Origin of the sequence: Streptomyces sp. NPDC093065, assembly GCF_044754585.1 — a bacterium.
Classification (GTDB): Bacteria; Actinomycetota; Actinomycetes; order Streptomycetales; family Streptomycetaceae; genus Streptomyces.
The window spans coordinates 185,487-205,971 of sequence record NZ_JBIVPJ010000013.1 but is presented as its reverse complement, the minus strand read 5'-3'; the positions used below and the strand labels follow the sequence as shown (position 1 = coordinate 205,971).

Genomic DNA, 20,485 nt, shown 5'->3' with positions numbered 1-20,485 from the left:
CGCCCCGCGTCCGCGTGGGACGCCGCCCCGTCAGCCCTTGGCGGCCGACGGCGTCGCCGAAGCCGACTTGCAGCTGGGCTGCTTGGCCATCGCCTTGCCGACGTCGCCCTCCTCCAGGGTCTTCAGCGCGTCGCTGCCGCTCTTGCTGAGCTTGTTCAGCTCGGTGGCGATGTCCTTGAGGCCGTCGGCGAACTCGGCCTGGTCCTTGGTGTTGAGCTTCTCCACCTGCTGGCGCAGGGAGGCGTACGAGGAGGAGAGGCCGTTCAGCTCGGTGACCGCGTCCTTCTGCTTCTTCTCGCCGTCGTCGACGTCCGGGGGGCCGGCCTTCTGGACGGTGGCGCCCATCGCCTTGTAGGCGTCGGACATGTCCTGGAACGCCTTCGCGTCGGTCTTCTGGACCTCGGCCGGCGTGCTGCTGTCCGAGGTCTCCTTCTGGATCGCCGCGTTGGCCGCCTCGATCTTCTTGGCCTGCGGCTGCACGCCCTCGCAGACCTGCTTGGCCCAGGAGTCCAGCTTCTCGTTGTCGTCGCTGCCTCCGCATCCCGTCAGCGCCAGTACCAGTACCGCACCGCCGGACAGTGCGACCGCGAGCTTCTTGTTCACCGGTTTGGTCCCTTCCATGGCTCTCGGCCCCGGAACATACACGCCGGATGGGGGACATCCACCGGACGAACATCCGTTATGACCTTATTGAAGCCATTTGCACCAAGAGGGAGCAAGGGAGAGAAGGCTCACGGCGTGCGGGGCGCACACGCGCGAAACGGGCGGACGACGCGTCAACACGCGCCGTCCGCCCGTCCCTTGCGCCCCGTCCGCGGCCAGGCCGTACGACGGGACCGAAGGCGGATGCCTACGAAACCACCGCCGGATCGGCCGACTTGGGCCGCTCGTCGGTGTCGTCCTCGTCGCCCATGGCGATTCCGCGCCGCTTGGACACGTAGACCGCCGCCGCGATGACGACGAACGCGACGACGGCGATCAGCACCCGTACTCCGATGCTCTTGTCGGCCCCGTAGGAGAACTTGATGACGGCGGGAGCGATGAGCAGAGCCACCAGGTTCATGACCTTCAGCAGCGGGTTGATGGCCGGACCCGCGGTGTCCTTGAAGGGGTCGCCGACCGTGTCGCCGATGACGGTGGCGGCGTGGGCCTCGCTGCCCTTGCCGCCGTGGTGGCCGTCCTCGACGAGCTTCTTGGCGTTGTCCCAGGAACCGCCGGAGTTGGCGAGGAACACCGCCATCAGCGTGCCCGCGCCGATCGCGCCCGCCAGGAACGCGCCGAGCGCGCCCACGCCGAGCGTGAACCCGATGAAGATGGGCGCCATCACGGCGAGCAGACCGGGCGTGGCGAGTTCCCGCAGGGCGTCCCTGGTGCAGATGTCGACGACCTTGCCGTACTCGGGTTTCTCGCTGTAGTCCATGATCCCGGGCCGCTCCCGGAACTGCCGCCGGACCTCGAAGACCACCGCGCCCGCCGACCGCGAGACCGCGTTGATCGCCAGCCCCGAGAAGAGGAAGACGACCGCCGCGCCGGCGATGAGGCCGACCAGGTTGTTGGGCTGCGAGATGTCCATCATCAGGTTCATCGGCGCGCCCTCGCCGCTGAGTTTCTCGCCCACGTCCGCGGCGCCGGTGGTGATGGCGTCGCGGTACGACCCGAAGAGGGCCGCCGCCGCGAGGACGGCGGTGGCGATGGCGATGCCCTTGGTGATGGCCTTGGTGGTGTTGCCGACCGCGTCCAGGTCGGTGAGCACCTGGGCGCCGGCGCCCTCCACGTCGCCGGACATCTCGGCGATGCCCTGCGCGTTGTCGGAGACCGGCCCAAAGGTGTCCATGGCGACGATCACGCCGACCGTGGTGAGCAGGCCGGTGCCGGCCAGCGCCACCGCGAACAGCGCCAGCATGATCGACGTGCCGCCGAGCAAGAAGGCCCCGTAGACGCCGAGACCGATCAACAGGGCGGTGTAGACGGCCGATTCGAGACCGAGGGAGATCCCGGCGAGGACGACGGTGGCGGGACCCGTGAGCGAGGTCTTGCCGATGTCCCTGACAGGGCGCCGGGTGGTCTCGGTGAAGTAGCCGGTGAGCTGCTGGATCAGGGCGGCGAGCACGATGCCGATCGCCACCGCGACCAGCGCGAGGATCCGCGGGTCGCCGCTCTTGCCGGCGATCGCGGCGTCGGTGACGCCGTCCAGGTCGGTGTACTTGCCGGGCAGGTAGACGAAGACGGCGACCGCCACCAGCACCAGCGAGATCACCGCGGAGATGAAGAAGCCCCGGTTGATCGCGCTCATGCCGCTGCGGTCGGACCGCCGGGGCGCCACCGCGAAGATGCCGATCATCGCGGTGAGCACGCCGATCGCCGGGACCAGCAGCGGGAACGCCAGTCCGGAGTCGCCGAACGCCACCTTGCCGAGGATCAGCGCCGCCACCAGAGTGACCGCGTACGACTCGAAGAGGTCGGCCGCCATGCCCGCGCAGTCGCCGACGTTGTCGCCCACGTTGTCGGCGATGGTCGCGGCATTGCGCGGATCGTCCTCCGGAATGCCCTGCTCGACCTTGCCGACCAGGTCGGCGCCGACGTCGGCGGCCTTGGTGAAGATGCCGCCGCCGACCCGCATGAACATCGCGATCAGCGCGGCACCGAGGCCGAAGCCCTCCAGAACCTTCGGCGCGTCGGCCGCGTACACCAGCACGACGCAGCAGGCACCCAGCAGGCCGAGACCCACCGTGAACATGCCGACGACACCGCCCGTACGGAACGCGATCTTCGTCGCTTTGTGCGAGACGAGAGTGAGATCCTTTTCCGGTTCGTCAGGTGCCGGAGTCGCTTCCCGCGCCGCCGCGGCGACGCGCACATTGCTGCGTACGGCGAGCCACATGCCGATATAGCCGGTGGCCGCCGAGAACGCCGCGCCGATCAGGAAGAAGATCGAACGTCCGGCACGTTGATTCCAGTCGTCCGCGGGCAGCAGCATGAGCAGGAAGAACACGACGACGGCGAATACGCCGAGCGTGCGCAACTGCCGGGCCAGATAGGCGTTCGCGCCTTCCTGGACGGCCGCCGCGATCTTCTTCATGCTGTCGGTTCCCTCGCCCGCCGCGAGCACTTGGCGCACCAGGACGCCCGCGAGCACCAGCGCGGCCAGCGCGACGACCGCGATGATCGCGACCAGGGCGCGGTTTCCGTCGGTCAGCACGGCGGCTGCGAGATGAGAGGTGGAAAGCTCCGCCATTCGTCCTCCTTGACGCTTGGGCTGAGCTCAAGATGTGGACGGGATTGTAGGGACCGGAACCTGATCAAAACAGTGCACGACAAAAGGAATTGCTCTGTCAACCGCACGGGGGCCGGAAGCAGTAATGCCCCTCTGGCATTACTTTCGTGATCCGTTCGGCGATCCGCGTCACGAACCGTCCGGTGATCAATTCTTCATGCGCTTGATCGTGAATGAATTCACTTAACGCCCGCACGGCACCAATGTATGTCCGCGCATGGCAGAGGGCCCCACCAGGTGGGGCCCTCTGGGTGAAACGGGAGTGACGCGGGGGATCAGATCGGCGGCAGCACCGCCGGCGCGGTGGGCCAGGTCATGCGGATCAGTCCGCCGTCCTCGCCCGCCGAGACCTCCACGTCGTCGACGAGTCCACTGATGACCGCGAGGCCCATTTCGTCCTCCTCGGCCTCCAGGTCGTCGGCGGCGTCCCCCGAGGTCTTGACCCCGGGGACCGCGTGCGGCGCCTCGTCACCGACCTCGATGGAGAACTGCTTCTCCTCCTCGATCAGCGACACCTTGACCGGCGCCGTGATGCCGACGTGCTGATGCAGGCCCACGGCCCGGGTGCATGCCTCGCCGACGGCGAGCCTGACCTCGTCGAGGACGGCCTCGTCCACTCCGGCCCTGCGCGCCACCGCGGCCGCCACCAGACGGGCGGTCCGGACGTGCTCGGGCAGCGCGCTGAAGCGGAGTTCGACGGTGGCCATGCATCCCCCTCGGAACTACGGGCGTGCTTTCGAGGGTCCGGGCCGCCGACAGCCCGGACCCCCCTCGTTCTACTTGCCGTCCCGGGCCGCAGGGGCCCGGAACCGGTCGTCAGTCGGTGGCCGCCACCGCTTCCTCGACCGAGGTGTGAATGGGGAACACCTTGGTGAGGCCGGTGATACGGAAGATCTTGAGAATGCGCTCCTGGTTGCAGACCAGCCGCAGCGAGCCCTCATGGGCACGCACCCGCTTCAGTCCACCCACCAGCACGCCGAGCCCTGTGGAGTCGAGGAAGTCCACGCCCTCCATGTCGACGACGAGGTGGAAACTCCCGTCGTTCACGAGCTCGACCAGCTGCTCACGCAGCTTGGGCGCGGTGTATACGTCAATTTCGCCACCGACCTCGACGACCGTACGATCGCCGACGGTACGGGTCGACAGGGACAGGTCCACGGATCCTCCAGCACCTTGCTATCGAGCGGTCGTCCCTCGGGACACCTCGGCTTGAAGCCCCCAGGACGGTTCGCCAGCCGCGATGGCATTCAATCACTTACCGGCAGGCGTGCACGACGCCTTGGTCCCATTGTCCGTCACGCCAGTGACAGACTCGGTGCCGATGGCCAAGAATCACCGACCCGATCGATCCCCGGCCCAGCCCGGCTCCCGGCCCGAACCGGGCATGCTCCTGGGCCGGCTCGCCGCGGGACCGAGCCGGGCTGCGCGCATCACTCATACGGAGCACTTGCCCCCGCGTGCGGGCCGTCATGCCGTCTGGCCGGACCGGATTCGGCCGGAGGTCCTGGCCGCGGTGCGGGCCGCGGGCATCGAACACCCCTGGGCCCACCAGGCACGCGTGGCCGAGCACGCCCTCGACGGCGATTCGGTGGTCGTCGCCACGGGCACCGCGTCCGGCAAGTCCCTGGCCTACCTGGTGCCGGTCCTGTCGGCCCTCGTGGACGGCTCCGAGGCCCCGAACGGGCGCGGCGCCACCACCCTCTACCTGGCCCCCACCAAGGCGCTGGCGGCCGACCAGTGCCGGTCCGTGAAGGAACTTTCACAGCCTCTGGGCACATCCGTCCGAGCGGCGGTCTACGACGGCGACACGCCGTTCGAGGAACGCGAGTGGATCCGGCAGTACGGCACGTACGTCCTGACCAACCCGGACATGCTGCACCGCGGCATCCTGCCCTCCCACCCCCGCTGGTCCTCCTTCCTGAGGGCGCTGAAGTACGTCGTCATCGACGAGTGCCACACCTATCGGGGCGTCTTCGGCTCCCACGTCGCCCAGGTGCTGCGCAGGCTCCGCAGACTGTGTGCCCGCTACGGCGCGTCGCCGGTGTTCCTGCTCGCCTCCGCCACCGCCGCCGAGCCCGCGGTGGCGGCCCGCCGGCTCACCGGACTGCCGGTGGTCGAGGTCGCCGACGACGCGTCACCGCGCGGAGAACTGGTGTTCGCCCTGTGGGAGCCTCCGCTGACCGAACTGGAGGGCGAGAAGGGCGCGCCGGTGCGCCGCACGGCCACCGCCGAAGCCGCCGACCTGCTCACCGACCTCACCGTGCAGGGCATGCGGTCGATCACCTTCGTCCGCTCCCGGCGCGGCGCCGAGCTGATCTCGGTCATCGCCCAGGAACGCCTGGCCGAGGTCGACCGCTCCCTGACCGGACGCGTCGCGGCGTACCGCGGCGGCTACCTCCCCGAGGAGCGCCGCGCCCTGGAACGCGCCCTGCACTCCGGCGAACTCCTCGGCCTCGCGGCGACGAACGCCCTCGAACTCGGCCTCGACATCTCCGGCCTGGACGCCGTGGTGATCGCCGGGTACCCGGGCACGCGAGCCTCGCTGTGGCAGCAGGCGGGCCGGGCCGGCCGGGCCGGACAGGGGGCGCTGGCCGTGCTGGTCGCCCGTGACGACCCGCTGGACACCTTCCTCGTCCACCATCCGGAGGCCCTGTTCGACCAGCCGGTGGAGTCCACCGTCCTCGACCCGGACAACCCGTACGTCCTCGCCCCCCATCTGTGCGCGGCGGCGGCGGAGCTGCCGCTGACGGAGGAGGACCTGAAGCTCTTCGGCCCCGCCTGCGAAGAGCTGCTGCCCCAGCTGGAGGCGGCGAAGCTGCTGCGCCGGCGCACCCGGGCCTGGCACTGGACACGCCGCGAGCGGGCCGCCGACCTGACGGACATCCGCGGCGAGGGCGGACGTCCGGTCCAGGTCGTCGAGGCCGGCACGGGCCGGCTGCTGGGCACGGTGGACGCCGGTGCCGCCCACACGACCGTCCACGAGGGCGCCGTCCACCTCCACCAGGGGCGCACGTATCTCGTCCGCTCCCTGGACCTGGAGGACTCCGTCGCGCTCGTCGAGCAGGCCACGCCCGCCTACTCGACGGTGGCCCGCGACACGACGGCGATCTCGGTCCTGGAGACCGACGTCGAGGTCCCCTGGGGCGACGGGCGCCTGTGCTACGGCTCCGTCGAGGTCACCAACCAAGTGGTCTCCTTCCTGCGCCGGCGCCTGATCACCGGCGAGGTCCTGGGCGAGACGAAGCTCGACCTGCCTCCCCGGACGCTGCGCACGCGCGCGGTGTGGTGGACGGTCACCGAGGACCAGCTGGACGCGGCCCGGATCAACCCGGAGATCCTCGGCGGGGCCCTGCACGCCGCCGAACACGCCTCGATCGGCATGCTGCCGTTGTTCGCGACCTGCGACCGCTGGGACATCGGCGGCGTGTCGATCCCCCTGCACCCGGACACGCTGCTGCCGACGGTCTTCGTGTACGACGGCCACCCCGGCGGCGCGGGCTTCGCCGAGCGTGCCTTCCACACGGCCCGCGACTGGCTCACGGCCACCCTGGAGGCCATCGCCTCCTGCGAGTGCGACGCCGGCTGCCCGTCCTGCATCCAGTCCCCCAAGTGCGGCAACGGCAACGATCCGCTGCACAAGCGGGGAGCGGTACGGCTCCTCACGGTGCTCCTGCGGGGGGCGGCGGAGGCGGAGTAGGGAGGGCGGACGGCGGGCGCGGTGCGGGGGACTTGGGCGGCGGCAGCGCAGAGGTGAGCGGCGGCGGCAGAGCGGAGGTGAGCGGCGGCGCGGGGGACGCGGGGGAGTCTGCCGGGCCCGCCCTCGCCCGGACCTCCGCCGTGAACGGCTCCCTGCCCGACGCCGCCGTCACGTCCGAGACCTGCCCGGTGAGCACGCACCGCACCAACCGCACCCCTTGGGCCCGCGCGACCCGCTCCGCACTGTCGCACGCCACCGTGCCGCCCCCGGCCCAGTGGTCCGCCGCCGCCAGTGCCGCCAGATCGGCGCCGCCGGCCGCGCGATGACGGGCCACGACCGCCTGCCCCAGGGCGAGCACGACGCCGAACACCAGGCACAGAACGGCGATGGCGGCAACGCTCCACACGGTCGCCGAACCCCGGTCGGGCGCGGTCCGCACGGCGTCGCGCCTCACGACTCCGCCCCCGCCGCCGTCTGCTCCACCGAGGCCACGGCCTCCTCCCGTACCTCGAAGGGCAGTCCGTGCAGAGCGGGCGGGTCGGCCACCACGACCACACGGACCAGGCCCGCCTCCCGGCTGACCGTGACCCTCGCTCCGCGGGGCGCCGCTTCGCGGGCGACCGCGACGACCGCGTCCACCGGGTCCTCTCGTGCCGCCGCTCGGGCGCCCGTCCGGGCCGCGTCCACGCACTGGATCTGAGCGGCCACCACGAGCAGACCCCACACCAACGCCATCGCGAACACCACCAGCACCGGAAGCACCACAGCCGTCTCCGCTGTCACGAAGCCGCCGTCCGGTCCGCCGTACGGGTGGTGTCCGCCGGCGGCGCCCCGGACCCGCGCATGCGTCCTCGCCGTCCGGTCACATCCCGGCATCGAGTGCCCGCTTCACGATGCCCTGCAGCTCCGCGCTGACCGCGCCGCTCGTCACGACCTTGTAGAGGACCACGGCGAAGGCCACCGCCGCGACGATCCCCATCGCGTACTCGGACGTGACCATTCCCGCGTCCCGCCGCAGGACCTGCCGCGCGGCCCGCCGCCTCAGCGCCGTACCCGCTCCGAACACCAGGGCACGCAGCCGTGCCCGTACCACCTGATACATCGCAACCCCCGTAAGGTTCGATCCCGTTGCCCGCTTGCACATCCGCCGCTCGTACGCCGGACTCTCGCTCCCCGGCCCTGTCGCCGGTGCGTCCCAGACCGTCAGCCACCACCTCCCCCGGGCCCCAGCACCCCGCCGGCCAGTCCGACGACCACCGGCAGCACGCCCACCGCGATGAAGGCGGGCAGGAAGCACAGGCCCACCGGCGCCGTGACCATGACCGCCGCGCGACGGGCCCGAGCCGTCGTGGTGCGGGCCCAGTCGGCACGGGCCTGAGCGGCGAGCCGGGCGACCGGGTCCGCTGCGGGCAGGCCGGACACCTCGGCCCGCTCCAGCAGCCGGGCAAGGGGCACCGCCCCCGCAACGGCGGCCAGCCCTCGCCAGGCACCGTCCGGTTCACCACCGAGACGCACCTCCGCGGCGCCGCGTCCCAGCGCCTCTCCGACCGGTCCGCCCAGGGCGTCGCCGACCGCCCGTGCGGCCGTGACCGGACTCGCGCCCGCAGCGATGCAGGCCGCCAGCAGGTCGGCCGCCAGGGGAAGCTGGCGGGCGGCGGCAGCGGCGGCGCCCGCGGCCACCGACGTTCCGGCGGCCGAGCGGCGGGCACTCCAACGCCACAGCGCGGCGGCGCCCACCAGTCCCACCAGGAGCCCGGCCACACCGCCGAACAGGGCCCAGCCGGCGCCCACCGTGCCGAGCGGCGGCAGCCACGGGCGGACGGCGTTCAGCACCTCGGTGTGGCGAGGGGCAGGACGAGCCGGTTCCGGTGCCAGCAGGCCGCTGAGCCGCCTGCGCAGCGCCCGCTCCCGCCGCGTGGCCGCGAGCCCGCGCGTCAGCCAGCCGACGACCAGCGCCGCCCCCACCACTGCCCCCAGCCTGTGGACAAGGTCGCCGTTCACGACGCCGCCTCCGCCCCGCGCACGATCCGCGTCACCCACCAGACGCCCAGGCCCTCCAGCACACCGCCGGCCAGCAGACAGCCCAGCCCGGCTCCGGTGTGCAGCAGCACGTGCAGAGGGTCGGCCCCGAGGGCGACACCGAGCAGGAGGCCGAGGACCGGCAGACCGGCCAGCATCACGGCCGTGGCCCGAGCGCCCGCCAGTTGGGCGCGCAGGTCGCAGCGCTGGTCCCGCTCCGCACGCAGCGCGCCCTCCAGCCGGTCGAGACCGGCCGCGAGCCCCGCGCCCTGGTCGACCGCGACCCGCCAGCACGCCGCGAGCCCGCGCAGCCCTTCGGCACCGGGCTGCCCGGCCGCGATCGCGAGCGCCCCGGGGACGTCCCCGCCGAAGCGGGCCGCCGCAAGCACCGCCGCCTGCGCGTCGCCGAGCCCTGCACAGTCGTGCGCGGCGGCCAGCAGGGCCTCGCCCGGTTGGCGCCCCGACCTGACGTCCCCCGCGAGCGTCCCGCACAGCGCGATCACCGCGTCCTGCCGGTGCTCCCGGGCCCGCCGCTCCCGGCCGGCCAGGCGCATCCGCCGCAGCATCGGCACCCCGGCCGCTCCCACGACGATCGGCAGCACCGAGTCGCCCAGGAGCGCCAGCACCAGACCGGCGGCCAGTGACCCCCATTCGGGCCTCAGCCGACCACGAACGCGCCGCAGCCCGTCGGTCACCCGGTCCACCGGGGGCGGCGGCCCCGTACCGCCCGCCCCGCCGGTGCCGGCCGTCCCAGCGGTCCGGCCGGTGCCGCCTTCGGTGAGCACCTGCCGCGCCCGCCGCACGCCGGAGTGCCATCCGCCGGCCAGCCACGCGGCCGTGCCCAGGCACACCAGTGCCACCCCTGTCGACACGCCGCCCGCGCCTGCCATGCCCGGTCCCGCCATGCTCAGCACCGTCGAGTTCGTCATCGCTGCGTCTCCCCTCCGGCCACCCGCTCTTGGAGTCCCGCACCTCGCAACAGCTCCCGCAGCCGCTGCCAGCCGCGTTCGGCCACGAAGGCGTCCGCTCCCCATCGCAGGGCCGGTACCGTCCGCACCAGCCCCGACGGCTCCCGTTCCAGCACGTGCACCTCGGCGATCCGGCGCCGCCCCGCACGGTCGCGGACCAGGTGGAGGACCACCGAGAGGGCAGCCGCGAGCTGACTGTGCAGGGCCGCACGGTCCAGGCCGGCGGCCGTACCGAGCGCCTCCAGCCGGGCCGGCACGTCGGCGGCGGCGTTGGCGTGCACGGTCCCGCACCCGCTGTGCCCCGTGTTCAAGGCGGCGAGCAGATGGCTGAACCCCTGCCAACTACCTATACTCGGCGTAGGATGTACCCGCATGAAACACCCACAACTCGCGGGCATCTACTGCCGCCTGTCGTACGCCCCCGACGGCTCCATCGAAAAGGTCGAACGACAGGAAGCAGACTGCCGAGCCCTCGCCGCACGGCTCGGCTGGCCCATCTCCGACCAGCACATCTACGTCGACAACTCGAAGTCCGCGTGGAAGCGCGACCGGAAGCGGCCCCGCTGGGACGCCATGCTCGAAGCGATCAACCGCGGCGACATCGACAGCGTCATCGTCTACCACGGCGACCGGCTCATCCGTCAGCCCTGGGACCTCGAGAAGCTCATCGGCATCGCCGACATGAAGGGCGTGAGGGTCGCCTCCCCCTCCGGCACTCGTGACCTCGATAGCCCAGACGACCGGTTCGTACTCCGTATCGAAGCTGCGCAGGCCTGCCGCGAGTCCGACAACATCTCCCGCCGTATCCAGCGGAAGATCAAAGCCCGCGCTGAGGAAGGCCGCAGTCAGGAAGGCGGCCGGCGTCCCTTCGGCTACGGAGTCCCAGTGCCCGGCCAGACGCGCACCCGCGTCGACCCGGACACCGGCGAGGAGACACAGGTCCCGGTCATCGACCGCACCCAGGTCGTCCCCGAGGAGGCCGCGGTGCTGCGTGAGGCGGCGCAGCGTCTCCTCGCCGGGCAGAGCATCGGCGGCGTCTGCCGGTGGATGAACGGATGCTCCACCACGACGCAGGGCGGCGCCTGGAACTCGAAGAACCTCAAGGCACTCCTCACCTCCCCGCGGGTGGCCGGACTGGTCGAGCACGAGACCGTGCTGTATCCGGCGAGCTGGCCGGAGATCATCGAGCGTGAGGTGTGGGCCGACCTCGCCGCGTACTTCGAGCACAGCGGTGAGCTGTACCCCTACCAGGGCAGGCGGCGGGAGTACCTGCTGTCCGGGATCGCCGAGTGTCCCAGCGGGCATCGTCTGCGGCAGAAGCCGTCAGGCGGCAGGAACCGGCGTACGTCCCGGCTGTACTACTGCCCGGCGCCCGGGTGCGAGACGCAGGTGGGGCGGAACCTTGAGCATCTGGACTTGTATGTGACGGGGGCGGTGATCGGGCTGCTGAATGATCCCGCCTTCCGTGAGGAGGTGCATGCCGAGGAGGGAGCCGACCGTGTGGGTGCGGAGATCGCCGCGCTTGAGCGTCGGAAGGCCAGCACGCTGGGTCAGCTGAAGCGGATCGCCGACGACGAGGAGCTTGACCCGGCGGTGCTGGCGGCGAGTGTCGCCTCGTACGACAAGAAGATCACGGCTCTGCGTGCACAGATGGGCGTGTCGGCCCGGCGTCGGCTGGTGATGCGGATGCTCGGCGTGGACCTGGAGACGTGGCGGGCGGAGCCGGTGGATATCCGGTCGGCTACCGTCGAGGCGCTTTTCCGCGTGGTGGTTCGGCCCACCACGTGGCGGGGGCCGGGGTTCGATCCAGGCGCGGTGGATCTTCTTCGTAAGCGGATCGATTGACCTGCTCGACGAGGTGGAGGGCCGGCCGGGTGCGGGCGGGCTGTTCGGGGGTGGCGGTGTCGAGGTCGTGCCTGGTTGCTGTGGTGGCTGCATCGATGGCGGTGAGCCAGCGGGCTCGGGTGGCTGGGTCGCGCTGCTGGCAGGCGATGCGTAGTGCGTGCTCCAGGACGTCGAGTCGGCGACTCAGGTCGGTGACTGTCGGCACGTCCCCCCCTTACCTTTTCGTACAGGCGTTCGATCCTTGCATGAGCTGAACCGTGTGTATAGGGATCGTAATTTTAGGTAAGGGGATTATGGGTCAGAAGTAGCAGATTCAAGCTTCGTTGATCCACCGTTTTGCGGTCAACCGTACAGACATCCGGTCGACGCCCACAGAGCGTTGGCGCATGCACCACCCGCCGATGCCCGCCGAAGACGTCCTCGCCAGACGCCGGGCCATCGGGAACCGCATACGCGACGCCCGTCTGCACGCGAACCTCACCCAGGAGGCAGTCGCACTGCGGGCCGGCATCCGCATCGCCACGTACTCCCGTATCGAGAACGGGCACGCCTCCCCGGTCCTGGACACCCTCATCCGGATCGCCGACGCCCTCGACGTGCCCCTGCGGGACCTGGTGGAGTGAGCGGCCCGCCCCCGACGGGGGAGGCGAGGTGCGGGCCGCTCATCGTCACCGGCGCGACGGCGGCCCGAAGGCACACCGGTGACGGCCGGGCCCGCTGGTGTCACGTCCGCCCTGTGGCACCAGCGGGGTCAGGTGGGCAGGGATATGCCCAGGTTCTTCAGCAGCTGGTCGGCGTACGCGGACGCGGCCACCGCGGGTGGGTCGATGTAGTCCTCGTAGCAGCGGCCCGGGTGGTGCTTGAAGATCGTGCACCCGGGGTCCAGCGGTCTGCTTCGGGCCATGCAGCAGTCGAGATCCGCCAGGCTCTGGTCCGGGTCCCCGTCCTTCCAGCACAGATAGATGTCTGAGGGTGGGTCCTCGCGTGCGCCAGTGCGGAGAAAGGCTGCGTGGAAGTCGTGGGGCACGTCCTCGATGAGGCACTGGAGGACGGTCTCCGGGGCCCAGTCCACGGCGGCGAACGGGGTGGCGATCTTCTCTGCCATCGCCCGGGTCTCCGCGTGGACCCCGGTCTTGGCCGTGCAGCGGAAGCCGCTCATCGGCTGCTCTGGGCCGGGTAGGTCTGGCGTGGCGGGGACGGCTTGCACGGGAAGGGGTGGACGTACAGGTCCGGGGCCGCACCGGTCGGAGCGTGCACCGCCACCTTCACAGCGCCACCCTCAATGAGCCCACCACACGCGTCGCAAATCCTCATGACCGGGTCGCCTTCGCAAGGCGGTGCAACGGCATCTTGTCCGGGCAGTAGTCGCCCCGCTTGCACCGGGAACACATGCGGCAGTGCATGGCGAACGACCGGCGCGCCTCGCGGTTGGCGCACGGCCGGCAGGCGACCGGATGGATGACGACACCCGCGCGGTCGAGGTGCCGCTCGCCGAGGTCGACTCCGGTCTCCGGCGTGACCGCGGTGTTGCACCAGGGGCAGGCCGTGCCTTCGCACTGCGCCGGGCTCATGGTCGGGAGCATCCCCGGCATCAGGATCAGCAGCCCCGGAGTGGAGACCGGGCCCGCCCCGTGCGGCTGCTCCTGCTCGTCGAGCGTCTTCAGGCCGTGCCTCTTCCGGCACGGCCCGCAGGCGTACTGGACGGGGCTGCGGCCGGAGCCCTGCTCGTCGACCTGGACGATGCGCACGTCGTCGGCGGCGTCCTGATGCCAGGAACACCAGCCGATGGTGCGCAGGCCACTACCCGTGTCGGGCGGGGCGTCGGTAGGCTCTGCCATGTCGACTCCAGTCAGTCGGCCACACCCCCGGCCGGTAGCACGGCGCGGGGGTCTTCTGTGACGCCGACCATACCCCTGGTATGGGGTAGTACACCCCCCGGTAGGGCCTATTTCTACCGATCGCGGGACCAGTCGGCCCCTGCCTACGGTGCCCTCATGATCGAGTGGCAGGCGGATCGGCCGAGGTGGGAGCAGATCGCCGACGTGATCCGGGGCCGGATTGCGGATGGCACGTACCCGCCGCGTACCCGGGTGCCGTCTGTGCAGCAGCTGGTCGCTGACTATGGGGTGGCCGTGGATACGGCGCAGAAGGTCCTCACGCGGCTGCGGGATGAGGGTGTGGTGTACACGGTGCGGGGCCTCGGCAGCTTCGTCGCCGACTCGCCCCGGACGTGACGAAACGGCCCCCGCCGCCCGCCCCGGAGGGCAGACGACGGGGGCCAGTCAACGGGCGAGGAGAGAGACGACACCGGTCGCCGCCCCAGCAAGGCCGGTGAGGACACCGATCGTCGGCAGGGGCCATCGTGCGCGTTCGAGGGTGCGGATCCTGAGCTCGTGGTCCTGGACGTCGGAGCGGATGTCCTTGGCCTCGTCGAGGAAGCTGTCCACCTTGGACTCGATGCGGCCGACCGTTTGAGCCAGGTCCCTCACCTCCTGGTACATCTGGGCGGTGCTGATGTACACGCCCGCGTCGGGCGTGGCCACTAGACCCCCTTGGCCAGGGACGCCGAGTTGGTGACGTCACGCCAGCGGGCGACGAGGCCCTTGCCGAGGGCGAGGACGGCGCCGACCCCGCCCGCCAGCGCGGCGTACCACATGGAGCCATCCAGGGGCGTGGTGACGACGACGCCGCCGATGAAGCTCTGCAGGAACGTCGACAGCACGCGCTCCAGGAGGTCGCGGCCGAAGGTGGACGCGGTTTTCACGACGGTCTCGCCGTCGAAGTGCAGGTCGGGCATGGGTCAGGACTCCTTCTTGGCGAGGGCGTCGACGGCCTTGCGGAGGGCCCGCAGCTCGTCTCGGATGGTGATGACCGCGTTGTAGATCGAGCGGATGTAGCTGGACAGCGACCACTTCGGGTTCTTCTTGACGTCCGGCGCGAACTCCGGGGCCGCGATGTTGTCCCGGTACAGGACGGCGTCGCCGATCTCGTCCTTGCTGTAGCCCGCCATGGGGTCCTCCTCGTGCGTGCTGTTGGTGGGGATCTTGCCGTCGAGGCGGTCGGCGACCCGGGCGCGCATCGACGCCATGGTGAAACCGCGCGGGTCGACCTTCCCGGGCTGCCACTCGAGGTGCCCGATCACCGACCGCTCGTTCCAGCCGTGGTACCGGCACACCGCGGCGGCCGCCCGCTCGATCGCCTCCAGCTGCGCCGCCGGCCAGGGGTCGTCGCCGTCGCCGAGGTTCTCGCACTCGAAGCCGTAGAAGTGCCGGTTGCCGTCAGTGTTCGCCTCGTTGTCTGCCGGCAGCGCGGTCTCGTTGATGACAGCCTGGAGGACGTCGTCGTCACCGAGGCCGGCATGGTTCGCGCGGCCGTAGCCGACGAGGTAGACGGTGCCGTCCTTGGCGATGACGCCGTGGCACAGGGGGCCGGGCAGGCTCGCGTAGCCCTTGCGGCAGATCTCCACCGTGGCCGCAGTGCCCTTGGTGACGGTGTGGTGGATCATCACACCGTTGACCGGTCCCCAGGCGCCCTTCGAGTTGCGGTTGTGGTTGCGCCAGTCGCCGACCTCAACAACGGTGAGGCCCTCGGCGCGCAGTGCCTGTAGGAAGCCGGCGGCGCTCATCGGGGTGGCCATCAGACCCGCTCCGGCCAGTGCCACGTGCCAGCCTGGTCCTCCGTGAAGTCCGCCATGCACCCACCCGCACTCAGGGGATGGAAGAACTGGCCGGTCGGGTTGAGGACCGCGAGCCCGACCCGGTACGGCTCGGTCTCGTCCACCTCTGTGATGATGGCGGCGCGGCAGGCCGGCGGGAATGCCTGGCTGCCGTCCTCGCGGGGCGGGGTGCCGTGGCTGACGTAGTGGACGATCCGTCCGACGGACGGCTGAGGTTGTGCGGGCATGGGCCCTCCTGCGCATGAGAAGCGCCCCGGCCTCGTGGCGCGGGGCGTAGGGGCAGTAACAGGTTCAGGCGGGCGGGCTGTCCGGCGGGACGGGCTGAGGCGAGGACGGCTCCGGCTGCTCCGCCACCAGCCCCAGTTCCACCAGCGTGTCCCAGTCCGCCGCAGTGTCGTCGATCCGGCGCTGCGCCGGCTGCGGGTCGGGCATCACAGGCTCGCGAAGCAGCCGTTGAAGCCCACCCAGGCGGGCAAGTCGTTCGGACGGCTGATGCCGTACAACCGAAGCCATCCGTCCGTGGTGACATCGAGCTTCAGCGAGATACGGCTTGAGCCGACGTCGGAGCAGGGCACGATGATCGTCCGCAGTGACGCGGGGCGCGCGGCGGCGGGCAGCGCGTTCGTGTTGACCTCGAAGTACCCGGGAATCGACGTGGGGTAACTGGACCGGCTGATGCCGCCCCGGAACATGATCGAGTCTTCGCCGAACAGGTTCACGATCCGGTACTGGAACGTCCCCTGCGCGTTGCCGTTCTGGGTCCAGCCCGAGGCCAGAGCGATCGTCGTCCAGGCCCTGTTGCCGACCGCGACGACCACCCACACGCCGTCGACCCGGAGCTCGAGCCGGCCCACGTCCTCCAGCCACGTCAGCATGCCGTCAACCGGGGCCTGCGCCCCGACCAGCGTCGCACCGCGCGCCGAGGCCGACGCGAAGCGCAGGGTACCCCGGGGGATGACCCCTGCCGCCAGGTCCTGGATTCCGCGCCCGAGGTCGGGCGCGTCGGTGGTGGTGTTGGTCAGGCTGATGCCCTGCCCGTATGAGTCCGTGATCGGCACAGGGCCTCCTTAGGTGATCGTGTACGAGATGCCGTCGAGGGAGATCCACGTCGGCAGGCTCGTCGCCTCGTACGTGCGCAGTACGCCGGCCGTGGTGATGTCGACGCGGACCGTCGCCGGATAGGTGCCGCCGTCGCGGGCGACAGCCCAGCCGACGTCCACCCCGCCCGCCGGCCTGATGCCTGCCGGGATCGTCGCGATCGTTGTCCCGTTCGGGAGCGTCGCGCCGCCGGTGCGGCTGATCCGGCCCCGCAGCCAGATCCGGTTCCCGTCCCGCAGCCAGCCTGCGGCGTAGCCGTGGCCCGGGTGGATGTACCCGGATGCCAGGGTCAGGGCGGTCCACCCGCCGGGCGCGGTCGTCGTCCGTCCCGGGCTGATCCAGTTCCCTGAGGAGGACTGCTCGATGACGATCACGTCGCCCACCGCCGGGGACGTGTAGGAGTCGAGGCGGCGGACGGTGATCCCGTCGGCGGTGACGGTGCCGTCGGCGCCGACCACCGTCACCGTCGCGAGCCGCCAGTCCGCGCCGCGTACCGACGGTGTGGTCGCTCCCGTCTTCGCTGCCTGACGGCGCAGGCCGTCCGCCAAGTCCCGGGTCGCGCTGAGGTCGGACTTCACCCGTCCTCCTTCGCGCTGATCGTCGCGATGGGGAAGTCCCCGCCCTCGTCCAGGGGCACTCTGAAGCTCGCGACCTGGTGGAGTTCGCGGGAGCCGTCGGGGTGGGACACGCGCAGGACGTCGCCCGGCTCGAGCGCCGGGTTCGGCAGTGAGGTGAAGTCCCCCGTCGCGTTGGGGGCCCTGGCCGCGGCCAGCTTGAGTGTCGCGGCCTGCTGGCACGCGGCCAGCGACACCAGAGTCGAGCTGGAGTAGAACATGGGCCGGCGCCCGTACGGCCCGTCCCAGTAGGTCGGGGACCCGGGGTCGCTGTCCGTCGCCAGATACGACACCGGCGGAACCCCTTCGTAGACGTTCTCTCCCCGGGCCAGCACGCCGTTGAAGACGCCGTCGCTGGCCATGGCCCTGTTCCCCGTCACGTACACGCCGCCCTCGCCGGCCTCGACCGCCCACACCGGCACGGCCGTCAGCAGGTCCGGCATCTCGGCGATCACGAACACGCCGTCGGCGTTCGTGTAGACCTCGGCGCCCGCGGCGGCCGCGATCTCCTGGGCTCCGGCCCACGGGTCCGCCTCGATGTCGAAGGTGCGTGCGCCGATCGGCCCGTCGGTGATCGTGCTGATCACGTCCGCGTCCGGCAGTGACCGGGTGATCAGTGCGGTGACCGCGCCGACGACCGTGCCCGTCGCCGTCCACACCTGCGTGAACTTGTCGTCGGCGATGCACGCCTCCAGCGACTTGCCCTGCAGCGTGACCGGGCCCTCCGTCAGGTCCCCGTCCACCGAGTCCAGACGGAACACCCCCAGCGGCACGAGTTCCTGCGAGCCGTCCCCGAAGGCGACCCCGCGGGAGATCCGCAGCCGCGCGCCGTAGGTGGCGAGCTTGTCGGCCGGGGTCCGGGGGATCACCGAGAGGTCTGCGCAGGTGGCCGTGCAGGTGCGGCGGATGGCCTGCCCGCGGTCCACGGTCACGGCTCCGCCTGTGTGCTCGAGGTCGAGGACGGAGCCGTCCGTGCGGAAGAGCTGGACCCGGGTCACGACCTCGTGGGACTCGGCGAGGCGGGCCAGGAACCGGCTGCTCACCGGGTACACGGCATCACCCGGCCCTTCGGTCGAGGAGGAGGTCCTCGGCGGTCTCGTAGGCCTCGAGGACGTCGGCGCACGTCGCGAACTCGGTGACGACGTCCTGCCATGTGCGGCCGCCGCTGCCGTTGATGCCGGTTGTCACCGGCATGTCCGCCTGCGTCAGCGGCAGCGTCCACGACCGCCACGGCTCCTGGGCCAGGCCGCCCGTCCGCGCCTCGCCCACTTCGCCGACGTTCACGTACAGGTCCTCGACGCCCATCCCCGGCATCGCCTGCCACAGCAGGACGTTGCCCGAGTCGAGGAGGTAGTGCAGGGCGGCCCGCTCGTCGTCGGTGCGCGTCCACACCGACAGGTCGCCTTCCAGGCCCTGGCGGCGGCCCGTCAGGACGACCTTGTTGCGGCGGCCCCGGACGACCATCGCCGACTGCTCGACGGGGCGTTTCCACTCCGGCGGCTCCTGCACCACCACCCGCATGTTCCTCTGCGGATTCCCCGGGTCCTTCAGCCAGGTCTCGTTGACATCGCCGAGGACGAGGAGCATCTCGTCGGTCGTCCTGGTCGCCACACCGGACCCGTTGTCGATCTCCAGCCGGTACACGACCGGCACTCCGAGCGGCGCCTCGTGGTCCTCGACGACGAGCAGGTCAGACGTGATCGCCTGGCGGTCGATCAGCCCGTCCGGGCCCCGCACCAGAGTCCGGTCCCCGTTCGGGAGGACCCGGTACAGCGACACCCGCCCCCCGACCGGCAGCTCCCGGACGGTCACCCGGGCGTAGCCACGCTCGTCGTCGGTGACCACCTCGGTCAGGGGCAGTACCTGCCACAGCGCCACCCCGTCCACGAACACGACGGAGTTCGTCGCCGCCGCCACCGCGACGAGCTCGACCGCGGCCTGCACCGCACCGGCCGGCGCCACATCGTCCGTCGTCAGGAGGTACCAGTCGCTGTTCGGGAACGCGTATCCGGTCCCCGACACGCCGAGGCTGGCCCCGCCCGCGTCGTACCAGTGGATCTGGATCGTGAACGACGTGAAGCTGCCGGCCGACTGCTTGGCGTAGACCTGCAGCCGCCAGTTGTGCCCCTCGGCGGCCGGTGTGGCGAACAGCGGCGAGCGCACGGTGGACGTCGTGGCCGTCGCCGACGTGATGGCCAGCGCGTAGGCCCCCGAGATCGCTGCCGCACCCCACGGTGTGGACCGGGCTACGGTCGCCGCCCCTGCCACCGTGGACCAGCCGGCCACGCCCTGCTCGAAGTTCCCCTCGGCCGTCGGGATGACCGTGCCCGCCACGGTTTGCGACGCCGCCCCGACCACTGCGGTCTCGACCCTGAGGACCTGGCCGAGCGTCGCACTGTCGATCCCGGCGGCGAGGGCGCACGTCACCGCCCCTGCCGGGGCCGGGGCGGACACCCACTGCCGGTAGTAGCCCGTCGAACCCGGGGCTGCCAGGACGCTGCGTGTCGCCGACAGCTGGGTGCCGGTGTCGTCGTAGAAGCGGAGCTCCACCCAGGTTGTCGACCCGCTCGTCGGCGGCTGCAGGTAGGCGTACGCCAGGTACTCGGTGCCCGGTGTCACCGTCGGCCGGGCCGCTGTGATGATCCGGCAGTTCCCCGCGGCGACCGCGGTCGCCGCGATCACGGAGCCGCCCGCCGTGTAGGTGTTCACCCCCCAGGACACCGCGGGCGCCTGCCGGCTGACGGTCGCGTTCGTGTCCGGGACCCAGCCCGAGGCGTCGACCTCCGCGGACTCCGTGTTGAAGTCCAGGAGGTTGCCTGTCGTGCGGATCGGCCGGCCCAGGTAGACGTTCTCTGCGTAGCAGGTCCGGTTCGCTGCTCCTGCGGTCGCCTCGACGATGACGCGTACGCGTGTGGCACCGGCCGGTGCCGTGTCGGCGACGCCGATGCGATGCCACGATGCCGAAGCTGCTGCCGTGGTCAGTGACCAGGTGGTCGCAACTTCGGTGTAGGTGTCGTCGAGCCAGCGCAGGCCGATCCGTTCCGGCTGGTCGGCTCCGGCGGCGTCGGCGAAGACCTGGTAGAGCTGGCCTTCGCTGATGGGATAGCCGGTGATCGTCTCCACCGACATGACGCCCGACGCGTTGCTCTTCATGGCCAGGCAGGTCGGCCCGTTCCGGCCGCCCACGCCGCTGGAGATCACGCAGTTCTGGCGGGGCCGCCACCCTGCTGTGGGAGTCGGGTCCATCGACTCTGCCGCTTGCGACAGCAGGTTCCCGGGGATCGCCACAGGCCA

At 71.2% G+C, this 20,485-nt stretch carries 24 protein-coding genes and 1 pseudogene; 4 read left to right on the top strand and 21 right to left on the bottom strand.

Annotation, left to right across the window (positions count from 1 at the left end; all coding sequences use genetic code 11):
* Window positions 1–30 precede the first annotated feature (30 nt).
* From ACIQFU_RS23320 to bldG, 4 genes are all read right to left on the bottom strand, one after another.
* On the bottom strand, window positions 31–621 hold the full coding sequence (locus ACIQFU_RS23320) for a small secreted protein (protein WP_402554081.1): 591 nt from the start codon (window positions 619–621) through the stop codon (window positions 31–33).
* A gap of 229 nt (window positions 622–850) precedes the next feature.
* Window positions 851–3,235: a sodium-translocating pyrophosphatase gene (locus ACIQFU_RS23315; RefSeq protein ID WP_402554080.1), complete on the bottom strand. Its 2,385-nt coding sequence runs from the start codon at window positions 3,233–3,235 to the stop codon at window positions 851–853.
* A gap of 314 nt (window positions 3,236–3,549) precedes the next feature.
* Window positions 3,550–3,981, bottom strand: coding sequence for an ATP-binding protein (locus ACIQFU_RS23310; protein WP_373905014.1), 432 nt, complete (start codon window positions 3,979–3,981; stop codon window positions 3,550–3,552).
* Between the two features lie 109 nt (window positions 3,982–4,090).
* The gene (bldG, locus tag ACIQFU_RS23305) at window positions 4,091–4,432 is read right to left on the bottom strand and encodes an anti-sigma factor antagonist BldG (RefSeq protein WP_003975386.1); all 342 of its coding nucleotides are present in this window, start codon (window positions 4,430–4,432) and stop codon (window positions 4,091–4,093) included.
* An 82-nt stretch (window positions 4,433–4,514) separates the two neighbouring features.
* Between bldG and ACIQFU_RS23300 the strand changes: the two genes are divergently transcribed.
* Complete coding sequence (locus ACIQFU_RS23300) at window positions 4,515–6,971, top strand: DEAD/DEAH box helicase (protein WP_402554078.1); 2,457 nt, start codon at window positions 4,515–4,517, stop codon at window positions 6,969–6,971.
* Here the strand turns inward: ACIQFU_RS23300 and ACIQFU_RS23295 are convergent.
* From ACIQFU_RS23295 to ACIQFU_RS23270, 6 genes and pseudogenes are all read right to left on the bottom strand, one after another.
* Window positions 6,934–7,425 carry an Rv3654c family TadE-like protein gene (locus ACIQFU_RS23295; protein WP_402554076.1) on the bottom strand — a complete coding sequence of 164 codons (492 nt, stop codon included), beginning with the start codon at window positions 7,423–7,425 and terminating at the stop codon, window positions 6,934–6,936. The genes ACIQFU_RS23300 and ACIQFU_RS23295 overlap by 38 nt on opposite strands.
* On the bottom strand, window positions 7,422–7,847 hold the full coding sequence (locus tag ACIQFU_RS23290) for a TadE family type IV pilus minor pilin (protein ID WP_402554074.1): 426 nt from the start codon (window positions 7,845–7,847) through the stop codon (window positions 7,422–7,424). Before ACIQFU_RS23290 ends, ACIQFU_RS23295 begins: the two co-directional genes overlap by 4 nt.
* Window positions 7,834–8,073, bottom strand: coding sequence for a DUF4244 domain-containing protein (locus tag ACIQFU_RS23285; protein WP_402554073.1), 240 nt, complete (start codon window positions 8,071–8,073; stop codon window positions 7,834–7,836). The genes ACIQFU_RS23290 and ACIQFU_RS23285 overlap by 14 nt, the downstream gene beginning before the upstream one ends.
* 101 nt (window positions 8,074–8,174) lie before the next feature.
* On the bottom strand, window positions 8,175–8,972 hold the full coding sequence (locus ACIQFU_RS23280) for a type II secretion system F family protein (protein WP_402554071.1): 798 nt from the start codon (window positions 8,970–8,972) through the stop codon (window positions 8,175–8,177).
* Window positions 8,969–9,880 carry a type II secretion system F family protein gene (locus tag ACIQFU_RS23275; protein ID WP_402554110.1) on the bottom strand — a complete coding sequence of 304 codons (912 nt, stop codon included), beginning with the start codon at window positions 9,878–9,880 and terminating at the stop codon, window positions 8,969–8,971. Before ACIQFU_RS23275 ends, ACIQFU_RS23280 begins: the two co-directional genes overlap by 4 nt.
* Window positions 9,881–9,915: 35 nt before the next feature.
* Window positions 9,916–10,284 (bottom strand): annotated as a pseudogene (locus ACIQFU_RS23270) (ATPase, T2SS/T4P/T4SS family); the annotation flags it as partial.
* 46 nt (window positions 10,285–10,330) lie between these two features.
* Between ACIQFU_RS23270 and ACIQFU_RS23265 the strand changes: the two are divergent.
* Together ACIQFU_RS23265 and ACIQFU_RS23260 are read left to right on the top strand one after the other, a co-directional pair.
* Window positions 10,331–11,803 carry a recombinase family protein gene (locus ACIQFU_RS23265; RefSeq protein ID WP_402554069.1) on the top strand — a complete coding sequence of 491 codons (1,473 nt, stop codon included), beginning with the start codon at window positions 10,331–10,333 and terminating at the stop codon, window positions 11,801–11,803.
* A gap of 386 nt (window positions 11,804–12,189) precedes the next feature.
* On the top strand, window positions 12,190–12,426 hold the full coding sequence (locus tag ACIQFU_RS23260; protein ID WP_402554067.1) for a helix-turn-helix domain-containing protein: 237 nt from the start codon (window positions 12,190–12,192) through the stop codon (window positions 12,424–12,426).
* A gap of 128 nt (window positions 12,427–12,554) precedes the next feature.
* Here ACIQFU_RS23260 and ACIQFU_RS23255 read toward each other — a convergent pair whose 3' ends face one another.
* Both ACIQFU_RS23255 and ACIQFU_RS23250 read right to left on the bottom strand, forming a co-directional pair.
* A complete protein-coding gene (locus ACIQFU_RS23255) occupies window positions 12,555–12,908 on the bottom strand; it encodes a hypothetical protein (protein ID WP_402554065.1) in 354 nt (117 codons plus the stop codon).
* A gap of 205 nt (window positions 12,909–13,113) precedes the next feature.
* A complete protein-coding gene (locus tag ACIQFU_RS23250; protein ID WP_402554063.1) occupies window positions 13,114–13,641 on the bottom strand; it encodes a hypothetical protein in 528 nt (175 codons plus the stop codon).
* Between the two features lie 156 nt (window positions 13,642–13,797).
* Here ACIQFU_RS23250 and ACIQFU_RS23245 point away from each other — a divergent pair, with 156 nt between their 5' ends.
* Entirely contained in the window at window positions 13,798–14,037 is a 240-nt protein-coding gene (locus ACIQFU_RS23245) for a GntR family transcriptional regulator (RefSeq protein ID WP_402554061.1), read from the top strand.
* Window positions 14,038–14,085: 48 nt separating this feature from the next.
* Here the strand turns inward: ACIQFU_RS23245 and ACIQFU_RS23240 are convergent, their stop codons facing one another.
* The 9 genes from ACIQFU_RS23240 to ACIQFU_RS23200 all read right to left on the bottom strand — a co-directional run bounded on the left by ACIQFU_RS23240 (window position 14,086) and on the right by ACIQFU_RS23200 (window position 20,344).
* Window positions 14,086–14,346: a hypothetical protein gene (locus tag ACIQFU_RS23240; RefSeq protein WP_402554060.1), complete on the bottom strand. Its 261-nt coding sequence runs from the start codon at window positions 14,344–14,346 to the stop codon at window positions 14,086–14,088.
* A complete protein-coding gene (locus ACIQFU_RS23235; protein WP_402554059.1) occupies window positions 14,346–14,600 on the bottom strand; it encodes a hypothetical protein in 255 nt (84 codons plus the stop codon). Before ACIQFU_RS23235 ends, ACIQFU_RS23240 begins: the two co-directional genes overlap by 1 nt.
* A gap of 3 nt (window positions 14,601–14,603) precedes the next feature.
* A complete protein-coding gene (locus ACIQFU_RS23230; RefSeq protein WP_402554058.1) occupies window positions 14,604–15,464 on the bottom strand; it encodes an N-acetylmuramoyl-L-alanine amidase in 861 nt (286 codons plus the stop codon).
* Window positions 15,440–15,706 carry a hypothetical protein gene (locus ACIQFU_RS23225; protein ID WP_402554056.1) on the bottom strand — a complete coding sequence of 89 codons (267 nt, stop codon included), beginning with the start codon at window positions 15,704–15,706 and terminating at the stop codon, window positions 15,440–15,442. Before ACIQFU_RS23225 ends, ACIQFU_RS23230 begins: the two co-directional genes overlap by 25 nt.
* 64 nt (window positions 15,707–15,770) lie before the next feature.
* Window positions 15,771–15,911: a hypothetical protein gene (locus ACIQFU_RS23220; protein ID WP_402554055.1), complete on the bottom strand. Its 141-nt coding sequence runs from the start codon at window positions 15,909–15,911 to the stop codon at window positions 15,771–15,773.
* A complete protein-coding gene (locus ACIQFU_RS23215; protein ID WP_402554053.1) occupies window positions 15,911–16,537 on the bottom strand; it encodes a hypothetical protein in 627 nt (208 codons plus the stop codon). Before ACIQFU_RS23215 ends, ACIQFU_RS23220 begins: the two co-directional genes overlap by 1 nt.
* Window positions 16,538–16,546: 9 nt before the next feature.
* Window positions 16,547–17,155, bottom strand: coding sequence for a hypothetical protein (locus tag ACIQFU_RS23210; protein WP_402554051.1), 609 nt, complete (start codon window positions 17,153–17,155; stop codon window positions 16,547–16,549).
* Window positions 17,152–18,234 (bottom strand): DUF5047 domain-containing protein, encoded by a 1,083-nt coding sequence (locus tag ACIQFU_RS23205; protein ID WP_402554049.1) that lies wholly within the window; start codon window positions 18,232–18,234, stop codon window positions 17,152–17,154. The genes ACIQFU_RS23210 and ACIQFU_RS23205 overlap by 4 nt, the downstream gene beginning before the upstream one ends.
* 13 nt (window positions 18,235–18,247) lie before the next feature.
* Complete coding sequence (locus tag ACIQFU_RS23200) at window positions 18,248–20,344, bottom strand: carbohydrate binding domain-containing protein (protein ID WP_402554048.1); 2,097 nt, start codon at window positions 20,342–20,344, stop codon at window positions 18,248–18,250.
* Window positions 20,345–20,485 lie beyond the last annotated feature (141 nt).